Here is a 17,539-nt window from a genome sequence, read left to right as displayed (position 1 = left end):
CCGGCGCACGGCACCCTCCCCGGCAGTAACGGGGATGTCGGTCTCCGGCGCGATGATGCGCCCCCGGCCCGACGGGAGTCTGGACATGAATCCAGACACCCCGACGGAAGGGGGCCCGTATGCGGGCCGCAACGCAGGACAGGGGCGGACCGGCAGGGCCGCGGGCGTGGAGCCGGTGGCGGAAGCTGCCCTGGGCGGTCGTCGCGCTCTGGGTCGCCGTCATCGCGATCGCCGGACCCCTCGCCGGGAAGCTCTCGGACGTACAGGCCAACCACGCCGTGGACTACCTGCCGGCGAGCGCCGACTCCACGCAGGTGGCGAAGATCCAGGAAGCGCTGCCCGGCGGCGAGTCCACCGACCTCGTCCTCGTCTACCACCGCGACGCCGGGCTGACCCCGGCCGACCGCACGGAGGCAGCCCGGCAGTCCGCCCGGGTGGCCGCGGACCACACCCTCACCGCGCCCCCGCGCGCCGTCCCCTCAGAGGACGGCACGACCCTGATGTACCCCGTCTCCACCACCGAGCCCGGCCAGGACGACGACGCCCGGACCGCGTTCGTCGACGAGGTGCGCGAGACCGCCAAGGGCGGCGACGGGCTGAGCGTCCGGGTCGGCGGTCCGGGCGCGATGAACACCGACGCGCAGAAGGTATACGGCTCGCTCGGCGGCCCGCTGCTCTACACCACCGTCGCCGTCGTCGCGATCCTGCTGATCCTGATCTACCGCAGCCCGCTGCTCTGGCTGGTGCCCCTGGCCGTCGCGGGCGTCGCCGACGCCCTCTCGATGGCCGTCGTCCACGGACTCAACCGGGGCTTCGACATCACCGTCACCGGCCAGAGCTCCGCCGTGATGACCATCCTCGTCTTCGGCGCCGGCACCGACTACGCGCTCCTGCTGGTCTCCCGCTACCGGGAGGAGCTCACCCGCCACGCCCGGCCGCAGGAAGCGATGGCGGCAGCCCTGCGCGGCTGCGGCCCCGCCGTCGTGGCCTCCTCCGCCACCGTTGCGGCGGGCCTCCTGTGCCTTCTGGCGGCCGATCTCACCAGTAGCCGGGGAATGGGACCCATCGCCGCCGTCGGGGTGCTGTGCGCGCTCCTGGCCATGCTGACGCTGCTTCCCGCGCTCCTGGTGCTCCTGGGCCGCCGGGTGTTCTGGCCGCTCGTGCCGGCGTACGGCGGCGAACCCGTGCGCCGGCGCTCGCTCTTCGCCGTCATGGGCGGATCGGCCGGCCGCCGGCCCGTCGCGGTGCTGGTGACCGGCGGGGTACTGCTGGGCGCGCTGTCGCTCGGCGTGTTCAGCAGGCCCGGCGACCTCAAACTGGAGGACTCCTTCACCAGCAAACCGGACTCGGTCGCCGCCATGGAGACACTCGCCGACGCCTACCCCGGCCGCTCCAGCCAGCCGATCACCGTGCTCGCACCCACCGGCCGGGCCGACGAGACCCTGGACCGGGCCCGCGCCACCGACGGGGTCGCCTCCGCGGAGCGCGGCCGCAGCGGCGGCGGCTGGACCGAACTGTCCGTCGTCGCCAGGGACGCACCCGAGTCCGCGGGGGAGCGGAACACCGTCAACGCCCTGCGCACGGGCCTGGACGGGGCCCACGTCGGCGGCCCCGGCGCCCAGCAGATGGACCTGGAGCGATCCAGCTCCCGCGACCTGCGCACCGTCGTCCCGCTCGTCCTGCTCTCCGTTCTGCTCATCCTGATCGTCCTGCTGCGCAGCCTCGTCGCCCCGCTGCTCCTCGTCGCCGCCGTCGTCGCCGTCTGGGGCGCCGCGCTCGGCATCGGCGGACTGCTCTTCGAACCGATCCTCGGACTCAAGGGCACCGACCCCGGACTGCCGCTGCTGTCCTTCGTCTTCCTGGTGGCGCTCGGCGTCGACTACGGCATCTTCCTGATGCACCGGGTACGCGAGGAGGCCCTGGCCGGCGCCGAACCGACCGCCGCCGCGCTCACCGCCCTGCGCACCACCGGCGGAGTGATCGCCTCCGCCGGCCTGGTGCTCGCCGCCACCTTCGCCGTCCTGACGAACATGCCGCTGACCGGCCTGGTGGAGATGGGCTTCGTCATCGCCGTCGGCGTGCTCCTGGACACCTTCCTCGTCCGCACCTACCTCGTCACCTCGGCCGCCGTGGCCCTGCAGCGCCGGATGTGGTGGCCGGGGGCGCTCAGCCGGACGCCCGCCCCACCCGCCGCGCCGCAGGAACCGGAACTCCTCCGGGCGCCCTGACAGTGCCCCGCCCCGTACCGGAGGATGGCCGCGTGTCCCGAACCACGCGCCGTCGCGAGCGCGTCCTGGCCGTCGTCAACCGCGACCCCATGCACGCGCCGCACCGCACCCGCACCGACGCCCTCGTAGCCGTGGGCGCCGGTGCGCTCTCCGCCGCCCTCGCCCTGTTCGGCGGCCGGCCGCCCGACGCGCTCGGCTGGCTGCTGCTGGCGGCGAGCGCGGTCGCCCTCGGCTGGCGGCGGCGCGCACCCGTGCTCGTGGTGGCCGCCATGGTCCCGCTGCTGGCGCTCTACCACGGCCTCGACAACGACCACACGGCCACGATGCCGCAGACCTGGATCGCGCTCTACACCGTGGCCGTGACCGGCCGCCCGCTGCGCACCCTGCTCACCGGCATCGCCGTGATGGCCGCGATGATGACCGTGGTGCTCGGCATCAGCACGCACGACGGGCTCGAACTGCTGCGGATCTCCGGCTGGATCGTCGCGGTGCTGTTCTGCGGGGTGGACGTGCGCATCTACCGCCAGTACGTCGCCTCGGTCCTCGAACGCGCCGAACGGGCCGAGCGGACCCGTGAGGAGGAGGCCCGGCGGCGGGTCGCGGAGGAACGGCTGCGGATCGCCCGCGACCTGCACGACCTGCTGGCCCACAGCATCACCCTGATCGGCGTGCAGACCTCGGTCGCCTCGCACATCCTCACCGTCGACCCGGACCGGCTCGACCGGAAGGCGGTCGCCGCCTCGCTGGACGACATCGCCGGCACCTGCCGGGAGGCCCGCGCCGAACTGCGCACCACCCTCCAGGTGCTGCGCGACACCGGGCACGCGGGCCGCGACGACGCCGACGGACCGGTGCCCGACCTGGCCGCGCTGCCCGGCCTCGTACGCGCCGCGGAGGCGGCCGGGGCCCATGTGGACCTCCGGGTGCACCAGCCGGAGGGCCGGCTCGCCCCGGCGACCGGAGCGGCCGCCTACCGGATCGTGCAGGAGTCCCTCACGAACGCCGTACGGCACGCGGGCACCGGCGTCCGCGTCGGCGTCGTCGTGGAGCCCGCCGCCGGCGCCCTGCGCGTCACCGTCACCGACGACGGCACCGGACCGGTGGACGACGGCTCCGCGCCCGGGTTCGGCATCGTCGGCATGCGGGAACGGGCCCGCAGTACCGGTGGCACCCTGGACGCCGGTCCCCGCCCCGGTGGCGGCTTCGAGGTGTCCGCGCTGCTGCCCGTCCAGAAACACGAACCGGAGACCCTCTCATGATCCGCGTACTGCTCGCCGACGACCAGACGCTCGTGCGGGCCGCGTTCGCGATGCTCGTCGGCTCCGACCCGGACATGGAGGTCGTCGGCCAGGCCGCCAACGGCCTCGAAGCGGTCGCCCTCGCCCGCTCCGAACGGGCCGACCTGGTCGTCATGGACATCCGGATGCCCGAACTCGACGGCATCGGGGCGACCCGCCGCATCGCCGCCGACGAGGACCTCGCCGGGGTCAAGGTGCTGGTCCTGACCACGTACGACACCGACGAGCACGTCGTCGAGGCGCTGCGCGCGGGCGCCTCCGGCTTCCTGGTCAAGGACACCCGGCCCGCCGATCTGCTCGCCGCCATCAAGACGGTGGCCGCGGGCGAGGCCCTGCTCTCACCCGGCCCGACCGCCCGGCTGATCGCCCGGGTCCTCAGCGCCCCCAGCGCCCCGCCCGCCTCCGGACCCGGCGGCCCCGAGGCGCTCACAGACCGCGAACGCCAGGTCCTCGGCCTCGTCGCACGCGGTCTGAACAACACCGAGATCGCCGAGACCCTCGGCCTCAGCCCGCTCACCGCCAAGACCCACGTCAGCCGGATCATGGGCAGACTCGGCGCCCGCGACCGCGCCCAGCTGGTGATCATCGCCTACGAATCCGGGCTGGTCGTGGCCGCCGGTGGCGGGGCGGCCGGAAACTGAGCGGCCCGGGCCGAGGGGCCGGACCCGGCGGGCCACCCGCGTACCGGACAATGGAGCCATGAGCTTGTTCCGGGACGACGGCGTGGTGCTCCGCACGCAGAAGCTGGGCGAGGCCGACCGGATCATCACGATCCTGACCCGCGGCCACGGCCGGGTACGGGCCGTCGCACGCGGCGTACGGCGCACGAAGTCGAAGTTCGGGGCCCGCCTCGAACCGTTCTCCCACGTCGACGTGCAGTTCTTCGCCCGGGGCAGCGAGCTCATCGGCCGCGGCCTGCCGCTCTGCACCCAGAGCGAGACCATCGCCCCCTACGGCGGCGGGATCGTCACCGACTACGGGCGCTACACCGCCGGCACCGCGATGCTGGAGACCGCGGAGCGCTTCACCGACCACGAGGGCGAACCCGCCGTCCAGCAGTACCTGCTCCTGGTGGGCGGACTGCGCACGCTGTCCCGCGGCGAGCACGACCCCCACCTCATCCTCGACGCCTTCCTGCTGCGCTCCCTCGCCGTCAACGGCTACGCCCCCAGCTTCGACGGCTGCGCCCGGTGCGGAATGCCCGGACCGAACCGGTTCTTCTCCGTCGCGGCGGGCGGCGTCATATGCGGCGACTGCCGGGTACCGGGCAGCGTCGTACCCTCGGCGGAGGCCGTCACCCTGCTGAGCGCACTGCTCACCGGCGACTGGGAGACGGCGGACGCGTGCGAGGCGCGTCACGTCAGGGAGGGGAGCGGGCTGGTGTCCGCCTATCTGCACTGGCATCTGGAGCGCGGGCTGCGCTCGCTGCGGTACGTGGAAAAGTGACACAGGGAGACTGAGAAGCTCATGGCAGTACGCGGAATCCTCGGCGGCCGTAACCGGCGCGACCACAAGACCCCGGAGCCGCACCCGTCCGGTGCCGTGCCGCCGAAGATCCCCGGTGAGCTGGTGCCCAAGCACGTCGCCGTGGTGATGGACGGCAACGGCCGCTGGGCCAAGGAGCGCGGGCTGCCGCGCACCGAGGGCCACAAGGTCGGTGAGGGCGTCGTCATGGACGTGCTCAAGGGCTGCATCGAGATGGGCGTCAAGAACCTTTCGCTGTACGCCTTCTCCACCGAGAACTGGAAGCGGTCCCCGGACGAGGTGAAGTTCCTGATGAACTTCAACCGGGACGTCATCCGCCGCCGCCGCGACGAGATGGACGAGCTCGGCATCCGGATCCGCTGGGTCGGCCGCATGCCGAAGCTGTGGAAGTCCGTAGTCCAGGAGCTCCAGGTCGCCCAGGAGCAGACCAAGGACAACGACAAGATGACGCTGTACTTCTGCGTCAACTACGGCGGCCGGGCCGAGATCGCCGACGCCGCGCAGCGGATCGCCCAGGACGTCGCGGCCGGGAAGCTCGACCCGTCGAAGGTCAACGAGAAGACCTTCGCGAAGTACACCTACTACCCGGACATGCCGGACGTCGACCTCTTCGTCCGCCCGAGCGGCGAGCAGCGCACGTCCAACTACCTGATCTGGCAGAGCGCCTACGCCGAGATGGTCTTCCAGGACGTGCTGTGGCCGGACTTCGACCGCCGCGACCTGTGGCGCGCCTGCCTCGAATTCGCCCAGCGCGACCGGCGCTTCGGCGGTGCGGTGGAGGCGGCGGGGAACGGCAGCTGAGCGGGCGGGTCCGCGGGGGCGGCGCCCCCGCGGACCCGGATCACTTCTGCGTACTCGCGCAGTCCGCGCAGGTGCCGAAGACCTCGACCGTGTGCGCCACGTTGACGTAGCCGTGCTGCGCCGCGATCGTCTCCGCCCACTGCTCCACGGCCGGGCCCTCCACCTCGACGGCCTTGCCGCACACCCGGCAGACCAGATGGTGGTGGTGGTCGCCGGTCGAGCACCGCCGGTAGACGGACTCGCCCTCCGTGGTGCGCAGTACATCGACCTCGCCCGCGTCCGCGAGGGACTGCAGGGTGCGGTAGACCGTGGTCAGCCCGACCGAGTCGCCGCGGTGCTTGAGCACGTCGTGCAGCTCCTGGGCGCTGCGGAACTCGTCCACCTCGTCGAGCGCCGCGGCCACCGCGGTCCGCTGCCGGGTCGAGCGGCCGCGTACCGGGGCCGCGTTCGTGTCCCTGCTCGGCGCCGTCGCCACAGGAGCCTCCTCGTGTCGCCCGTACGTTTGTCGGGCCATTGTGCCAGCCCGGCCCGGCCGCGCGGTCAGACGCGGACGTCGTCCGTGGCCCGGCGGGTGGCCGGTACCTCCAGGGTGCACCGCTCCGCGGCCGATTCGCCGATGCGCGCGCGCCTTCTTCCCAGCGGAGTGGCGAGCAGGGTCAGCGCGACGAAGACGCCGATGGCCAGCAGCACGATCGTCGCCCCGGGCGGTACGTCCTGGTAGTACGAGGTCACGGTGCCGGCCAGCGTCACCGCCACCCCGATGACGACCGAGAGCACGAAGGTCACCTTGAAGGACCGGCTGATCTGCTGCGCGGCGGCGACCGGGACCACCATCAGGGCGCTGACCAGCAGCAGCCCGACGACCCGCATCGCGACGGTGACGGTGACCGCCGCGGTGACCGCGATCAGCAGGTTCAGCACCCGCACCGGCAGCCCGGTGACCCGGGCGAACTCCTCGTCCTGGCTGACCGCGAACAGCTGCCTGCGCAGCCCCACCGTCACCAGCAGCACGAACGCCGCCAGCAGACCGATCGCGGTGATGTCCTCCGAGGAGACCGTGGAGAGGGAGCCGAAGAGGTACGAGGTGAGGTTGGCGTTGGAGCCGGTGTCGGAGAGGTTGATCAGCAGGACACCGCCCGCCATGCCGCCGTAGAAGAGCATCGCCAGCGCGATGTCGCCCCGGGTGCGTCCGTACCAGCGGATCAGCTCCATGACGACCGCGCCGACGACGGCGACGGCGGTGGCCATCCAGACCGGGCTGGTGGAGAGCAGGAAGCCGAGGCCGACACCGGTCATCGCGATGTGGCCGATGCCGTCGCCCATCAGGGCCTGCCGGCGCTGCACCAGGTAGATGCCGACGGCGGGGGCGATGACGCCGACCAGTACGGCGGCGATCAGCGCCCGCTGCATGAAGGGAGGGGTGAGGAATTCCATGATCAGCTCAGCAGTCCCGTCCGGACGGGCTCGGAAGCCGCGTGGGGGTGTACGTGGTCGTGGCCGGGCAGCGCGTGCTGCCCGAGGGCCTTCGGGGGCGGTCCGTCGTGCATCACGCAGCCGTCGCGCAGGACGACCGCGCGGTCGATCAGCGGCTCCAGCGGGCCCAGCTCGTGCAGGACGAGCAGCACGGTGGTGCCGGCCGCGACCTGGTCGCGCAGGGTCGCGGCGAGGATCTCCTGGCTGGCCAGGTCGACGCCTGCCATCGGCTCGTCCATGATCAGCAGCTCGGGTTCGGCGGCGAGCGCGCGGGCGATCAGGACGCGCTGGTGCTGGCCGCCGGAGAGGGCGTTCACCGAGTCCGTGGCGCGGTCGGTGAGGCCGACGAGCTCGATGGCCCGGTCGACGGCGGCGCGGTCGGCCTTGCGGGGCAGGCCCAGCTTGGTGCGGGACAGCCGCCCGGAGGAGACGACCTCGCGGATGGTGGCCGGTACGCCGCCGGCCGCCGTGGTGCGCTGGGGTACGTAGCCGACCCGGGCCCAGTCGCGGAAGCGCCGCAGCGGCGTGCCGAAGAGCTCGACGGCGCCGCCGGTGAGCGGGACCTGGCCGATGGCGGAGCGTACGGCGGTCGACTTGCCGGAGCCGTTGGCGCCGAGCAGCGCGACGACCTCGCCGCGGCGCACGGTCAGGTCGACGCCGCGCAGTACGGGGCGTGCCCCGAGGGTGGCCGTGGCGTCGCGCAGGACGATCACGGCTTCTGGGGTGGGGCTCGCGGGCTCGGGCATGAGCGCCTCCGGTGCTGCTGCGGGGTTCGGTTCGGCCGGTTCTGTGGGGTCGTCGCTCACTTCGCGCCGAGCGCCTTCTGCAGCGCGGCGAGGTTGGACTTCATGACCTCGATGTAGTCATCGCCCTTGGACTTGTCCGTGATTCCCTCCAGCGGGTCCAGGACGTCGGTCCTCAGGCCGGTGTCCCGGGCGACGGTCCTGGCCGTCTTGTCGCTGGCCAGCGTCTCGAAGAAGACCGTGGTGACCTTCTTCTTCTCCGCGATGGAGTGCAGGGCGCTGATCCGGGCGGGGCTGGGCTCGGCCTCGGGGTCGATGCCGGCGATGCCCTCCTGGGTGAGGCCGTAGCGCTCGGCCAGGTATCCGAAGGCGGAGTGGGTGGTGATGAAGGTCTTGGTGGCGGTGTTCGCCAGCCCCTTCTCGTACCCGGTGTTGAGCGCGCCGAGCTCCTTGACCAGGGTGTCCGTGTTCTTGCGGTAGTCCGCGGCGTGGTCCGGGTCGGTCTTCTCCAGGGACTTCCCGACCCCCTTGGCGACCTCGGCGTACTTCACCGGGTCGAGCCAGATGTGCGGGTCGGCGCCGGCTTCCTCGCCCTCGTGCTCGTGGGCGTGCTCCTCGCCGCCGACCTCGGCGCCGTGGTCCTCCAGCGTGGTCAGGCTCGCGGCGTCGACCGTGTGCTTGGACTCGGAGAGCTTGATCGCGTCGTCCACGGCGGGCTGGATGCCCTTGAGGTAGAGGATGTAGTCGGCGTCGCTGAGGCCGCCGATCTGCCGGGGGCTGAGCTCCAGGTCGTGCGGCTCGACGCCCGGCTTGGTGAGGGTGGAGACGGAGACGTGGCCGCCGCCTATTCGCTCGGCCAGGAACTGCATCGGGTAGAACGACGCCACCACGTTCAGCTTGTCGCCGCTCTTGTGGTCGGCGGCATCGGATGACGAGCAGGCGGTGAGCGCGGTGAGGCCGAGGACGACTGCTCCGGCGACGGCGGCGGTGGGTATGAGGCGGCGTTCGTTCATGACAGTCATTTTCAACAAAAATGGAAACGATTGTCAACAAGGCTGATGAGATGCCTCCGGAAGTGACTGTCCCGATACCGATTTGATCGAAGGGGCGTGCCCGCCGGTAATCTGAGGTCTTCTCCGTTCGTCGCCGTCGTAATGAAGAGAGCACCGTGGCCGCCGACAAGATCGACTCCATCGTCAGCCTGAGCAAGCGCCGTGGCTTCGTTTTCCCCTGCAGTGAGATCTACGGTGGTCAGCGCGCCGCCTGGGACTACGGGCCGCTGGGCGTTGAGCTCAAGGAGAACCTCAAGCGCCAGTGGTGGCGCTACATGGTCACTTCGCGCGAGGACGTGGTCGGGCTCGACTCGTCGGTCATCCTGGCCCCCGAGGTGTGGGTGGCCTCCGGCCACGTCGCCACGTTCTCCGACCCGCTGACCGAGTGCACCTCCTGCCACAAGCGCTACCGCGCGGACCACCTGGAGGAGGCGTACGAGGAGAAGCACGGCAAGCCGCCGGTCAACGGCCTCGCCGACCTCAACTGCCCCAACTGTGGCAACAAGGGCACGTTCACCGAGCCCAAGCAGTTCTCCGGCCTGCTCTCCACGCACCTCGGTCCGACCCAGGACTCCGGCTCGGTCGCCTACCTGCGTCCCGAGACCGCCCAGGGCATCTTCACCAACTTCGGCCAGGTGCAGCAGACCTCGCGCAAGAAGCCGCCGTTCGGCATCGCGCAGATGGGCAAGTCCTTCCGGAACGAGATCACTCCGGGCAACTTCATCTTCCGCACCCGCGAGTTCGAGCAGATGGAGATGGAGTTCTTCGTCAAGCCGGGCGAGGACGAGCAGTGGCAGGAGTACTGGATGGAGCAGCGCTGGAACTGGTACACCGGCCTCGGCATGCGCGAGGAGAACATGCGGTGGTTCGAGCACCCGGCGGAGAAGCTCTCCCACTACTCCAAGCGCACCGCTGACATCGAGTACCGCTTCCGCTTCGGCGGCAGCGAGTGGGGCGAGCTGGAGGGCGTCGCCAACCGCACGGACTACGACCTGAAGGCGCACTCCAAGGCCTCGGGCACGGACCTGTCCTTCTTCGACCAGGAGGCCGGCGAGCGCTGGACCCCCTACGTCATCGAGCCGGCGGCCGGTGTGGGCCGCTCGGTCCTGGCCTTCCTGCTGGACGCCTACATCGAGGACGAGGCGCCCAACGCCAAGGGCGTCATGGAGAAGCGCACCGTGATGCGCCTCGACCCGCGCCTGGCGCCGGTCAAGGTCGCGGTCCTGCCGCTGTCCCGCAACCCGCAGCTCTCGCCGAAGGCCAAGGGCCTCGCGGCCGACCTCCGGCAGAACTGGAACATCGAGTTCGACGACGCGGGCGCCATCGGCCGCCGCTACCGTCGTCAGGACGAGATCGGTACGCCGTTCTGCGTCACCGTCGACTTCGACACCCTCGACGACAACGCGGTGACGGTGCGCGAGCGCGACACGATGAAGCAGGAGCGCGTCTCCCTGGACCAGATCCAGGCGTACCTGGGCGCGCGGCTGCTCGGCTGCTGACGCCTCGCATCCGCTGGACGAAGCCCCCGGTTCCCCGAACGGAACCGGGGGCTTCGTGCACACTGGGCACAATCGTCCACAGGAGGCTCGGATGCCGTCCATGACCACGAGCAAGGTCAGCAGATGGGACCAGCACGGCCGTGAACACATAGTCCACGTACGGAAGTCGGGGATGCAGCGGGCGTTGAGCTGCGACACCTGCGACTGGCGCAAGGGTGTGCAGTTCCTGCCCTGGCTCAAGGCCGAGGAGCACCTCGCGCAGGCACACCAGGCGACGGTCGACCCGACGGCGACATAGTCCCCGTGGCCGTCCCCGTCCCCGTCCCCGTGGCTGTGGGTGTGGCTGTGGCTGTAGCCGTGGTTGTGTCCGTGGCCGTCGTCAGCTCCGCAGGCCGCGCAGCAGCAGGTCCGTGACGGCGGTGAACTCGGCGACGATGGCGGGTTTCTGCCACTCCGCGGCATACGCCGGGTCGTGGAAACGGGCCGTCGCGTCGAAGACCGCCTGGGCGGCCGCCGCGGGGTCGGCCACCGTGAACTGCCCGTCGGCCGCTCCCTCCTCGATCATCTCCCGCAGCTGGCCCACCAGTTCGCGGATGTGTTCCTCGATCACGGTGCTCTCGCCCACGAGTACCTCATAGGTGGCGAACAGCTCCGGATCATCGCCCGCCTTGTGCCGCTTGGCCTCGAACAGCGTCTCCAGCCACTGCCGCAGCTTCGCCGGGGCGGGCCGGGCCGGGGTGTGCAGGATCTCGGTGAGTGCCAGCTCCGTGCGGGTCAGCCAGCGGCCCGTCACGGCCTCGCGCAGGGCGGCCTTCGTACGGAAGTGGCGGTACACGCTGCCGTGGCTGACGCCGAGCGACCGGGCCACGTCGACCACGGTGGCCTTGGCGGGGCCGTAGCGGCGCAGCACGTCCTCGGTGGCTTCGAGGATGCGCTCGGGGGTCAGCGGGTCGGACGGCGGCGTCATGGTGGGTGTGTGCTGCCTTTCGGGCTTTCGAGGCGGGCGTCGAGCGGGTCGGGACGCCTTCGGGCGGCTCCGACCGTACCCGGACGTCAGCGCTCGCTGTCCAGGTGTGCCATCTGGCTGTCGGGGTAGCGGGCGCCCGCCGCCGCACCGGCCGGGACCGCCTCCTCGATCGCGGCGAGGTCGGCAGGGGTCAGCTCGACGTCCAGGGAGCCGAGAGCCTCGGTCAGCCGGTCGCGCCTGCGGGCGCCGACCAGCGGCACGATGTCCGCACCCTGGGCGAGGACCCAGGCGATGGCGATCTGCGCGACCGTGACGCCCTTCTGCTCGGCGATCTTGCGGAGCGCCTCGACCAGGTCGAGGTTGTGCCTGAGGTTCTCGTCCTGGAAGCGCGGGCTCATGGTCCGGAAGTCACCGGCGGCCAGCTCGCGGTCACGGGTGAAGTGGCCGCTGATCAGCCCTCGGGAGAGCACCCCGTACGCCGTGACGCCGATGCCCAGCTCGCGGCAGACCGGCAGGATCTCCGCCTCGATGGAGCGGGAGATCAGCGAGTACTCGATCTGCAGATCGGAGATCGGGGCTACGGACGCCGCCCGCCGGATGGTCTGCGCGCCGACTTCGGAGAGGCCGATGTGGCGGACGTGTCCCGCCTCGACCAGTTCGGCGATGGCGCCGACCGTCTCCTCGATCGGCACGTCGGGGTCGAGCCGGGCGATCCGGTAGACGTCGATGTGGTCGAGGCCCAATCGCTGGAGTGAGTAGGCCGCGAAGTTCTTGACCGCCGCCGGGCGGCCGTCGTAGCCGCTGAAGGCACCCTCGACGGTCCGCAGTGCGCCGAACTTCACGCTGGTCAGGGCCTGTTCCCGAGCGGCTGCGGGGGCGGTGCGCAGGGCCTCGTTGATCAGTAGTTCGTTGTGCCCCATGCCGTAGAAGTCGCCGGTGTCGAGCAGGTTGATGCCGGAGTCGAGCGCGGCGTGGATGGTGGCGACCGACTCGGCGCGGTCGGTCTCGCCGTACAGCGCGGACATGCCCATGCAGCCGAGACCGAGCGTGGAGACCTGTGGGCCGGTGGAGCCGAGGGTGCGGGGGCGGAGGGCGGTCATGAGGAACTCCCGGGTGGGCGGAGGCGGGCGGAAGGCGGAAAGTGGAGGGAGAGAAGGCGGGTGTCGTGCGTACATATCGACCATGACATGCGGGATGACAGATTTCAATATCTGTCAGTCCATGTTCCCTCGGTGGGGTGATTCCGGTCGGCGGGGTGAGTCCGGCCGGACGAAAATCCGGTGCCGGAGCCGTTCGGGGCGGGGTACCGTTCCGGCATGTCTTCGTTCTTCCAGATCTACGAGTGAGTGCGCGGCGGGTACGAGCACCCGCCGCCCACCGGATCGATCCAGGGTCGTCTCAGACCTCACTTTCACCATGAATGGGAGAACCCCGTGGCCAAGAGTCGCAATAACCTCCTCGGCGTCGGCGGACAGCGGAAGAAGCTGTCCCGTGCCGAGAAGCAGGGCGCAGGTCCGGAGCGCAACGCCGACCGGAAGACGGCGACCGAGCAGAAGCAGGAGCTGCTGCGCAAGATGCGGGAGCGTGCCGGTCACCCCGCGCCGTCGGACGACGCGGCAGCCGGGCAGGACGCCCCGGAGCAGGACGCCCCGGCGCAGAGCTGACGCCCCTTCCGCGGAGCGCGGACCGCACCACTCGTACGACCGTGGGCCCGGAACACCTCAGGTGTCCCGGGCCCACGGCTGTGACGGCCCACGGCTGTGACGGAGCCCCGCCCTCATGCCACGGCGCGCGGCAGCCGCAGGCTCAGCAGCGTCGTCAGCACCACAGCACCCAGCTGCACCAGCAGTGTCACGGCCAGCGCGTCCCGCATCCCCGAGCCCGGGGCCAGCGACAGGAAGAGCGAACCGAGCGTCGCCACACCCAGTGCCAGCGCCGCCTGCTGAGTCGTCGTCATGACCCCGCCCCCGACCCCGGCCCGCTCCGGCGGTACGTCGGAGAGCACGATGCGGAACAGGACGGGCAGCTGGAGTCCCTGGCCGAGACCGGCGATCGCCATCCCGGGCAGCAGCCCGAGCATTCCAAGACCGGACCAGTCGCGCCACACGGTGATCACCAGCACCACCACGCCGAGCGCCTGGATGATCCCGCCGGCCGTCACGACCCGGCTGCCGTACCGCCGGACCAGCCCCGGTCCCGCCAGTGAGGCGGCGAAGAAGGCCGCCGCCATCGGGGCCATCGACAGGCCGGACGCCGCCGGGCCCAGCTTCAGGCCCTGCTGGAGGGCCACCGCGATGACGAACATGAAGCCGCCGAAGCCGACCGAGAACGGCAGCACCAGCGACAGGCCGCGCCGCAGCGAGTCGAGCCGCAGCAGGCTCGGCGGGACCAGCGGGATCAGGCCCTTCCGGTCGGCCCGCCGCTCCACCCGGTAGAAGGCGGCCGCGGCGAACGGGAACAGCGCCAGCGAGACCCAGGTCCACAGCGGCCAGCCGGCCGCCCGCCCCTCGGTCAGCGGGGCCAGCAGCGTGACCAGTGACGCGGCCAGCAGCAGCGTGCCCGGCACGTCGATCGGCGCGGGCCGCTCCGATCGCGTCTCGGGCACCGAGCGGGCCGCCAGCACCAGCCCCACCGCCGCCACCGGAACGTTGACCAGGAACACCGAACGCCAGCCCGCGCTCTCGCCGAACACCGAGGAGAGCGGCGCGGCGGCGACCAGTACGCCGCCCAGGATCTGGCCCGCGACCATCGAGAGCCCGGCCGTCGCCCCGTAGAGGCTCATCGCCCTGGCCCGTCGTTGTCCGGAGGTGGCCGCCTGGATGGTGGCGAGCACCTGCGGCAGCATCAGCGCCGCCGCGGCGCCCTGGGCGACCCGTGCGCCGACCAGCGTCCAGGCGTCCGGGGCGAGGCCGCAGGCCAGCGAGGTGATCCCGAAGGCCGCGATGCCCAGCAGGAAGAGCCTGCGCCGGCCGGCCATGTCACCGAGCCGGCCACCGAGTACGAGCAGCACGGCATAGGCGAGTCCGTAGCCCGCGACGACCAGTTCCAGCAGGGCCGGGCCCGCGTCCAGATCGTGGTCGATGGTGGGCAGGGCGACGTTCACGATGAAGAAGTCGATCAGGGGAAGGGCCGCCCCCAGCAGCACGGTGAACAGCCCCAGCGCGCCGAGCACCGGCGTGGGGTGGTCGTGCCGCACCACGGGCGCGGCGGATGTGACAGACGTTGCGGACGTGGCGGACGTGGCGGATATGGCAGACGTGGCGGATGTGGCGGATGTCTTCGGCCGGACATTCGGCTGTACGGAGGATTCACTCACGGCATCGACGATCGCTCTTCTCGAAGCCTGGTACCAGAGTGTCTTTATCCTGGTACAAATAGCACCCGGCATGGCGTCGGGCCGTCCCGCACGCTGGAGGAATGACGACGATGGCGACCGCAGCCCGGACGCGCCCCGCAGCCCCGACGGCTTCAGCATCCCCAGAGGTCACCGAAGCCCCGGAAGCCACCGCAGCCCCAGAGACCACCGAAGCCCCGGAGACCACCGCGACCGAGATCCGGCGGCACGAACTCGCGGACTTCCTGCGCAGCCGCCGGGAGCGGATCACCCCCGAGCAGGTGGGCCTGGTCCGGGGCCGCCGCAGGCGCACGCCGGGGCTGCGCCGTGAGGAGGTGGCCCAGCTCTCCGCCGTCGGAGTCACCTGGTACACCTGGCTCGAGCAGGCCCGTGACATCCAGGTCTCGCCCCAGGTCCTGGACGCGCTCGCCCGCGCACTGCTGCTCGACCGCAGCGAGCGCAGCCACCTCTTCTCCCTCGCCGGGGCCATCGATCCGGCTCCCGGTACGGAGTGCCCGAGCATCACCCCGGCGCTGCGCGCGATGCTGCGGCAGCTGGAGCCGATCCCCGCCTGCGTCCAGAACAGCCGCTACGACGTCCTCGCCCACAACCGGACCTACGGCAGGCTGCTCTGCGAACTGGATGCCGTGGCGCCGGAGGACCGCAACATCATGCTGCTGGCCTATACGAACGAGCAGTGGCGTTCCACCGTCATGGACATCGCGGAGGTGACCCGCTTCCTGACGGCGAAGTTCCGTGCCGCGATGGCCGAGCACCTGGCGGAGCCCTCGTGGAAGGCCCTGCTCAAGCGGCTGGAGGCGGCGTCACCGGAGTTCCGGGAGACGTGGGCGAGGCATGAGGTCGTCAGCTCCGGCGGCCGGTCCAAGATCTTCCGGAACGCGCACGTGGGGCTGCTGCGGGTGGAGACCTCGGATCTGTGGCTGGGCCCGTCGGCCGGTCCGCGGCTGGTCACCTACGTACCGCGCGACGAGGAGACCAGGGAGCGGCTCCAGCGGCTTCAGGCCCTGGTGCTCGCGGACGAGGACTGACCGCCGGACCCGTCGCCCGACGTGCCCCCAGTGTGACCCCCTGGCCGCCCGCCGCCCGGACCGTGGCCCGCCGCCCCCTCCAGCAGTTCCGCCGTCCGGCGAGCGGTGCCCCGTGCCCAGCGCCCGCTGGTCAGCGCCCCGACCAGCAGGACGCACAGCCCGCAGCCGGTGATGATCCACCAGGCGGGCTTGCTCGCCGCCACGAAGTCACCGGCAGGGCCGATGCCGTCCGAGGAGCCGGCGCCGGACACACCGGCCGCCAGCACCGCGCCGATCACGGCGACGCCCAGCGTCTGCCCGATCTGACGGCTGGTCGAGGCGACCGCCGCGGCCACGCCCGCCTGGGAGCGGGGCATACCGGAGACGGCGGTGTTGGTGATGGGCGCGTTCACCGCGCCGAAGCCCAGCCCGAACAGCACATAGCCGGTGAACATCAGCGCGTTGTCGGTCTCCGCGTCGAACAGCGCGAACATCAGACCGCTCGCCGCCATCGCGACTCCGGCGACCAGGAGCGGGATACGTGGCCCCCTGGTGGCGACGACGCGCCCCGAGATCGGCGGCAGAACGCAGACCACCGCCGCCATCGGGAGCATGTACAGACCGGCGCCCAGCGCGCTCAGCCCACGTACGTCCTGGAGGTAGAGCGTGTTGACGAAGAGGAAGCCGCCGAGCGCGGCGAAGGCGCTGACCGCGATGACGGTGGCTCCGCTGAACGGGGCGCTGTGGAAGAACCGCAGGTCGATCAGGGGATCGGTGCGCCGGGGTTCGTACACCAGCAGGCCGGTCAGCGAGGCCGCCGCGACCGCGGCGAACAAAAGGATCTCGGCGGAGGTCCACCCCTTCTGCGGCGCCTCGATGATCGCGTACGTCAGCGAGCCCAGCAGCGCGATCACCAGCAGCTGGCCCACCGGGTCGGGGCGGCGGGCCTTCGCGGCGCGCGACTCGGGGACGTACTTCAAGGTCAGCAGCAGTGCGGCGATACCGACCGGCAGATTGATCCAGAAGATCGACCGCCAGCCGACCGAATCGACCAGGACGCCGCCGACCACCGGTCCCGCGGCCATCGAGATGCCGACGACACCGCCCCAGACACCGATCGCCCGCGCGCGTTCGCGTGGCTCGGTGAAGGTGTTGGTGATGATCGACATCGCGACCGGGTTCAGCATGGAGCCGCCGACGGCCTGCACCATCCGGAACACGATCAGCGTCTCCAGGCTGGGCGCGATCGAGCAGAGCGCCGAGCCCAGGGTGAAGAGGACGAGTCCGGCCATGAAGACCTTGCGCCGGCCGATCCGGTCGGCGGTGGAGCCCGCGAGCATGAGCAGGGAGGCGAGGACGAGTGTGTACGCGTCGATCGTCCACTGCATCCCCGCGACGCTCGCGTGCAGGTCCTGGCGCATGGACGGGAGGGCGACGTTCAGGACGGTGCTGTCCAGGCTGACGATCAGCAGACTCATGCAGCAGATCGCCAGCACCAGCATCCGTCTCCGGTGGCTGAGCTCGGGCATGCATGGATAGTACGACTAACTAACGACCCTCGCTGACAGTACCTCCCCGGCCGCGCCGGCACCCGGTACCACCGCGACGGCCGACCGAGCAGTTCCCCGCGT

At 71.3% G+C, this 17,539-nt stretch carries 17 protein-coding genes; 9 read left to right on the top strand and 8 right to left on the bottom strand.

The genetic code is table 11. From position 1 onward, the window contains the following. Nucleotides 1-119 precede the first annotated feature (119 nt). From OG892_RS11910 to OG892_RS11890, 5 genes are all read left to right on the top strand, one after another. On the top strand, nucleotides 120-2,228 hold the full coding sequence (locus OG892_RS11910; RefSeq protein ID WP_371629102.1) for an MMPL family transporter: 2,109 nt from the start codon (nucleotides 120-122) through the stop codon (nucleotides 2,226-2,228). An 89-nt stretch (nucleotides 2,229-2,317) separates the two neighbouring features. Continuing rightward, nucleotides 2,318-3,487, top strand: coding sequence for a sensor histidine kinase (locus OG892_RS11905; RefSeq protein WP_079193436.1), 1,170 nt, complete (start codon nucleotides 2,318-2,320; stop codon nucleotides 3,485-3,487). Then, on the top strand, nucleotides 3,484-4,167 hold the full coding sequence (locus OG892_RS11900) for a response regulator transcription factor (protein WP_073735958.1): 684 nt from the start codon (nucleotides 3,484-3,486) through the stop codon (nucleotides 4,165-4,167). Before OG892_RS11905 ends, OG892_RS11900 begins: the two co-directional genes overlap by 4 nt. Before the next feature lie 58 nt (nucleotides 4,168-4,225). Beyond that, nucleotides 4,226-4,972, top strand: coding sequence for a DNA repair protein RecO (gene recO, locus OG892_RS11895; protein WP_024491646.1), 747 nt, complete (start codon nucleotides 4,226-4,228; stop codon nucleotides 4,970-4,972). Between the two features lie 21 nt (nucleotides 4,973-4,993). Beyond that, nucleotides 4,994-5,812 (top strand): isoprenyl transferase, encoded by an 819-nt coding sequence (locus OG892_RS11890; RefSeq protein WP_073735957.1) that lies wholly within the window; start codon nucleotides 4,994-4,996, stop codon nucleotides 5,810-5,812. Between the two features lie 40 nt (nucleotides 5,813-5,852). On the opposite strand, the gene OG892_RS11885 is transcribed toward OG892_RS11890, so the two are convergent. The 4 genes from OG892_RS11885 to OG892_RS11870 all read right to left on the bottom strand — a co-directional run bounded on the left by OG892_RS11885 (nucleotide 5,853) and on the right by OG892_RS11870 (nucleotide 9,041). Then, the gene (locus OG892_RS11885; protein ID WP_073735956.1) at nucleotides 5,853-6,287 is read right to left on the bottom strand and encodes a Fur family transcriptional regulator; all 435 of its coding nucleotides are present in this window, start codon (nucleotides 6,285-6,287) and stop codon (nucleotides 5,853-5,855) included. A 65-nt stretch (nucleotides 6,288-6,352) separates the two neighbouring features. Beyond that, the gene (locus OG892_RS11880) at nucleotides 6,353-7,246 is read right to left on the bottom strand and encodes a metal ABC transporter permease (protein ID WP_073735955.1); all 894 of its coding nucleotides are present in this window, start codon (nucleotides 7,244-7,246) and stop codon (nucleotides 6,353-6,355) included. Nucleotides 7,247-7,248: 2 nt separating this feature from the next. Next, complete coding sequence (locus OG892_RS11875; RefSeq protein WP_371631623.1) at nucleotides 7,249-8,031, bottom strand: metal ABC transporter ATP-binding protein; 783 nt, start codon at nucleotides 8,029-8,031, stop codon at nucleotides 7,249-7,251. Nucleotides 8,032-8,087: 56 nt separating this feature from the next. Next, nucleotides 8,088-9,041: a metal ABC transporter substrate-binding protein gene (locus tag OG892_RS11870; protein ID WP_371629101.1), complete on the bottom strand. Its 954-nt coding sequence runs from the start codon at nucleotides 9,039-9,041 to the stop codon at nucleotides 8,088-8,090. A gap of 155 nt (nucleotides 9,042-9,196) precedes the next feature. On the opposite strand from OG892_RS11870, the gene OG892_RS11865 reads away from it, so the two are divergent. Next, a complete protein-coding gene (locus OG892_RS11865; RefSeq protein WP_024491652.1) occupies nucleotides 9,197-10,579 on the top strand; it encodes a glycine--tRNA ligase in 1,383 nt (460 codons plus the stop codon). A gap of 91 nt (nucleotides 10,580-10,670) precedes the next feature. Then, nucleotides 10,671-10,877, top strand: coding sequence for a hypothetical protein (locus OG892_RS11860; RefSeq protein ID WP_073735952.1), 207 nt, complete (start codon nucleotides 10,671-10,673; stop codon nucleotides 10,875-10,877). Nucleotides 10,878-10,958: 81 nt separating this feature from the next. Here OG892_RS11860 and OG892_RS11855 read toward each other — a convergent pair whose 3' ends face one another. Further along, a complete protein-coding gene (locus tag OG892_RS11855; protein WP_371629100.1) occupies nucleotides 10,959-11,546 on the bottom strand; it encodes a TetR/AcrR family transcriptional regulator in 588 nt (195 codons plus the stop codon). Between the two features lie 86 nt (nucleotides 11,547-11,632). Continuing rightward, nucleotides 11,633-12,646, bottom strand: a complete 1,014-nt coding sequence (locus tag OG892_RS11850) for an aldo/keto reductase (protein WP_073735950.1) — start codon at nucleotides 12,644-12,646, stop codon at nucleotides 11,633-11,635. A 333-nt stretch (nucleotides 12,647-12,979) separates the two neighbouring features. Here OG892_RS11850 and OG892_RS11845 point away from each other — a divergent pair, with 333 nt between their 5' ends. Then, nucleotides 12,980-13,210, top strand: coding sequence for a DUF6243 family protein (locus OG892_RS11845; protein ID WP_371629099.1), 231 nt, complete (start codon nucleotides 12,980-12,982; stop codon nucleotides 13,208-13,210). A gap of 113 nt (nucleotides 13,211-13,323) precedes the next feature. Here the strand turns inward: OG892_RS11845 and OG892_RS11840 are convergent, their stop codons facing one another. Continuing rightward, entirely contained in the window at nucleotides 13,324-14,745 is a 1,422-nt protein-coding gene (locus OG892_RS11840; RefSeq protein WP_371629098.1) for an MFS transporter, read from the bottom strand. A gap of 227 nt (nucleotides 14,746-14,972) precedes the next feature. On the opposite strand from OG892_RS11840, the gene OG892_RS11835 reads away from it, so the two are divergent. Beyond that, nucleotides 14,973-15,929, top strand: a complete 957-nt coding sequence (locus OG892_RS11835) for a helix-turn-helix domain-containing protein (RefSeq protein ID WP_371629097.1) — start codon at nucleotides 14,973-14,975, stop codon at nucleotides 15,927-15,929. On the opposite strand, the gene OG892_RS11830 is transcribed toward OG892_RS11835, so the two are convergent. Then, nucleotides 15,899-17,437: an MFS transporter gene (locus OG892_RS11830; protein WP_371629096.1), complete on the bottom strand. Its 1,539-nt coding sequence runs from the start codon at nucleotides 17,435-17,437 to the stop codon at nucleotides 15,899-15,901. The two genes, OG892_RS11835 and OG892_RS11830, sit on opposite strands and share 31 nt — an antisense overlap. Between the last annotated feature and the right edge of the window lie 102 nt (nucleotides 17,438-17,539).

Source organism: Streptomyces sp. NBC_00341, from assembly GCF_041435055.1.
Classification (GTDB): Bacteria; Actinomycetota; Actinomycetes; order Streptomycetales; family Streptomycetaceae; genus Streptomyces.
This window is presented reverse-complemented; position numbering and strand designations above follow the sequence as displayed.

What these genes read in the sequence shown, in the direction of transcription:
- OG892_RS11910 (WP_371629102.1), top strand. Translation starts at nt 120, where the DNA reads ATGCGGGCCGCAACGCAGGACAGGGGCGGACCGGCAGGGCCGCGGGCG.
- OG892_RS11905 (WP_079193436.1), top strand. Translation starts at nt 2,318, where the DNA reads ATGCACGCGCCGCACCGCACCCGCACCGACGCCCTCGTAGCCGTGGGC.
- OG892_RS11900 (WP_073735958.1), top strand. Translation starts at nt 3,484, where the DNA reads ATGATCCGCGTACTGCTCGCCGACGACCAGACGCTCGTGCGGGCCGCG.
- recO (WP_024491646.1), top strand. Translation starts at nt 4,226, where the DNA reads ATGAGCTTGTTCCGGGACGACGGCGTGGTGCTCCGCACGCAGAAGCTG.
- OG892_RS11890 (WP_073735957.1), top strand. Translation starts at nt 4,994, where the DNA reads ATGGCAGTACGCGGAATCCTCGGCGGCCGTAACCGGCGCGACCACAAG.
- OG892_RS11880 (WP_073735955.1), bottom strand. Translation starts at nt 7,246, where the DNA reads ATGGAATTCCTCACCCCTCCCTTCATGCAGCGGGCGCTGATCGCCGCC.
- OG892_RS11875 (WP_371631623.1), bottom strand. Translation starts at nt 8,031, where the DNA reads ATGCCCGAGCCCGCGAGCCCCACCCCAGAAGCCGTGATCGTCCTGCGC.
- OG892_RS11870 (WP_371629101.1), bottom strand. Translation starts at nt 9,041, where the DNA reads ATGAACGAACGCCGCCTCATACCCACCGCCGCCGTCGCCGGAGCAGTC.
- OG892_RS11860 (WP_073735952.1), top strand. Translation starts at nt 10,671, where the DNA reads ATGCCGTCCATGACCACGAGCAAGGTCAGCAGATGGGACCAGCACGGC.
- OG892_RS11855 (WP_371629100.1), bottom strand. Translation starts at nt 11,546, where the DNA reads ATGACGCCGCCGTCCGACCCGCTGACCCCCGAGCGCATCCTCGAAGCC.
- OG892_RS11850 (WP_073735950.1), bottom strand. Translation starts at nt 12,646, where the DNA reads ATGACCGCCCTCCGCCCCCGCACCCTCGGCTCCACCGGCCCACAGGTC.
- OG892_RS11835 (WP_371629097.1), top strand. Translation starts at nt 14,973, where the DNA reads ATGGCGACCGCAGCCCGGACGCGCCCCGCAGCCCCGACGGCTTCAGCA.
- OG892_RS11830 (WP_371629096.1), bottom strand. Translation starts at nt 17,437, where the DNA reads ATGCCCGAGCTCAGCCACCGGAGACGGATGCTGGTGCTGGCGATCTGC.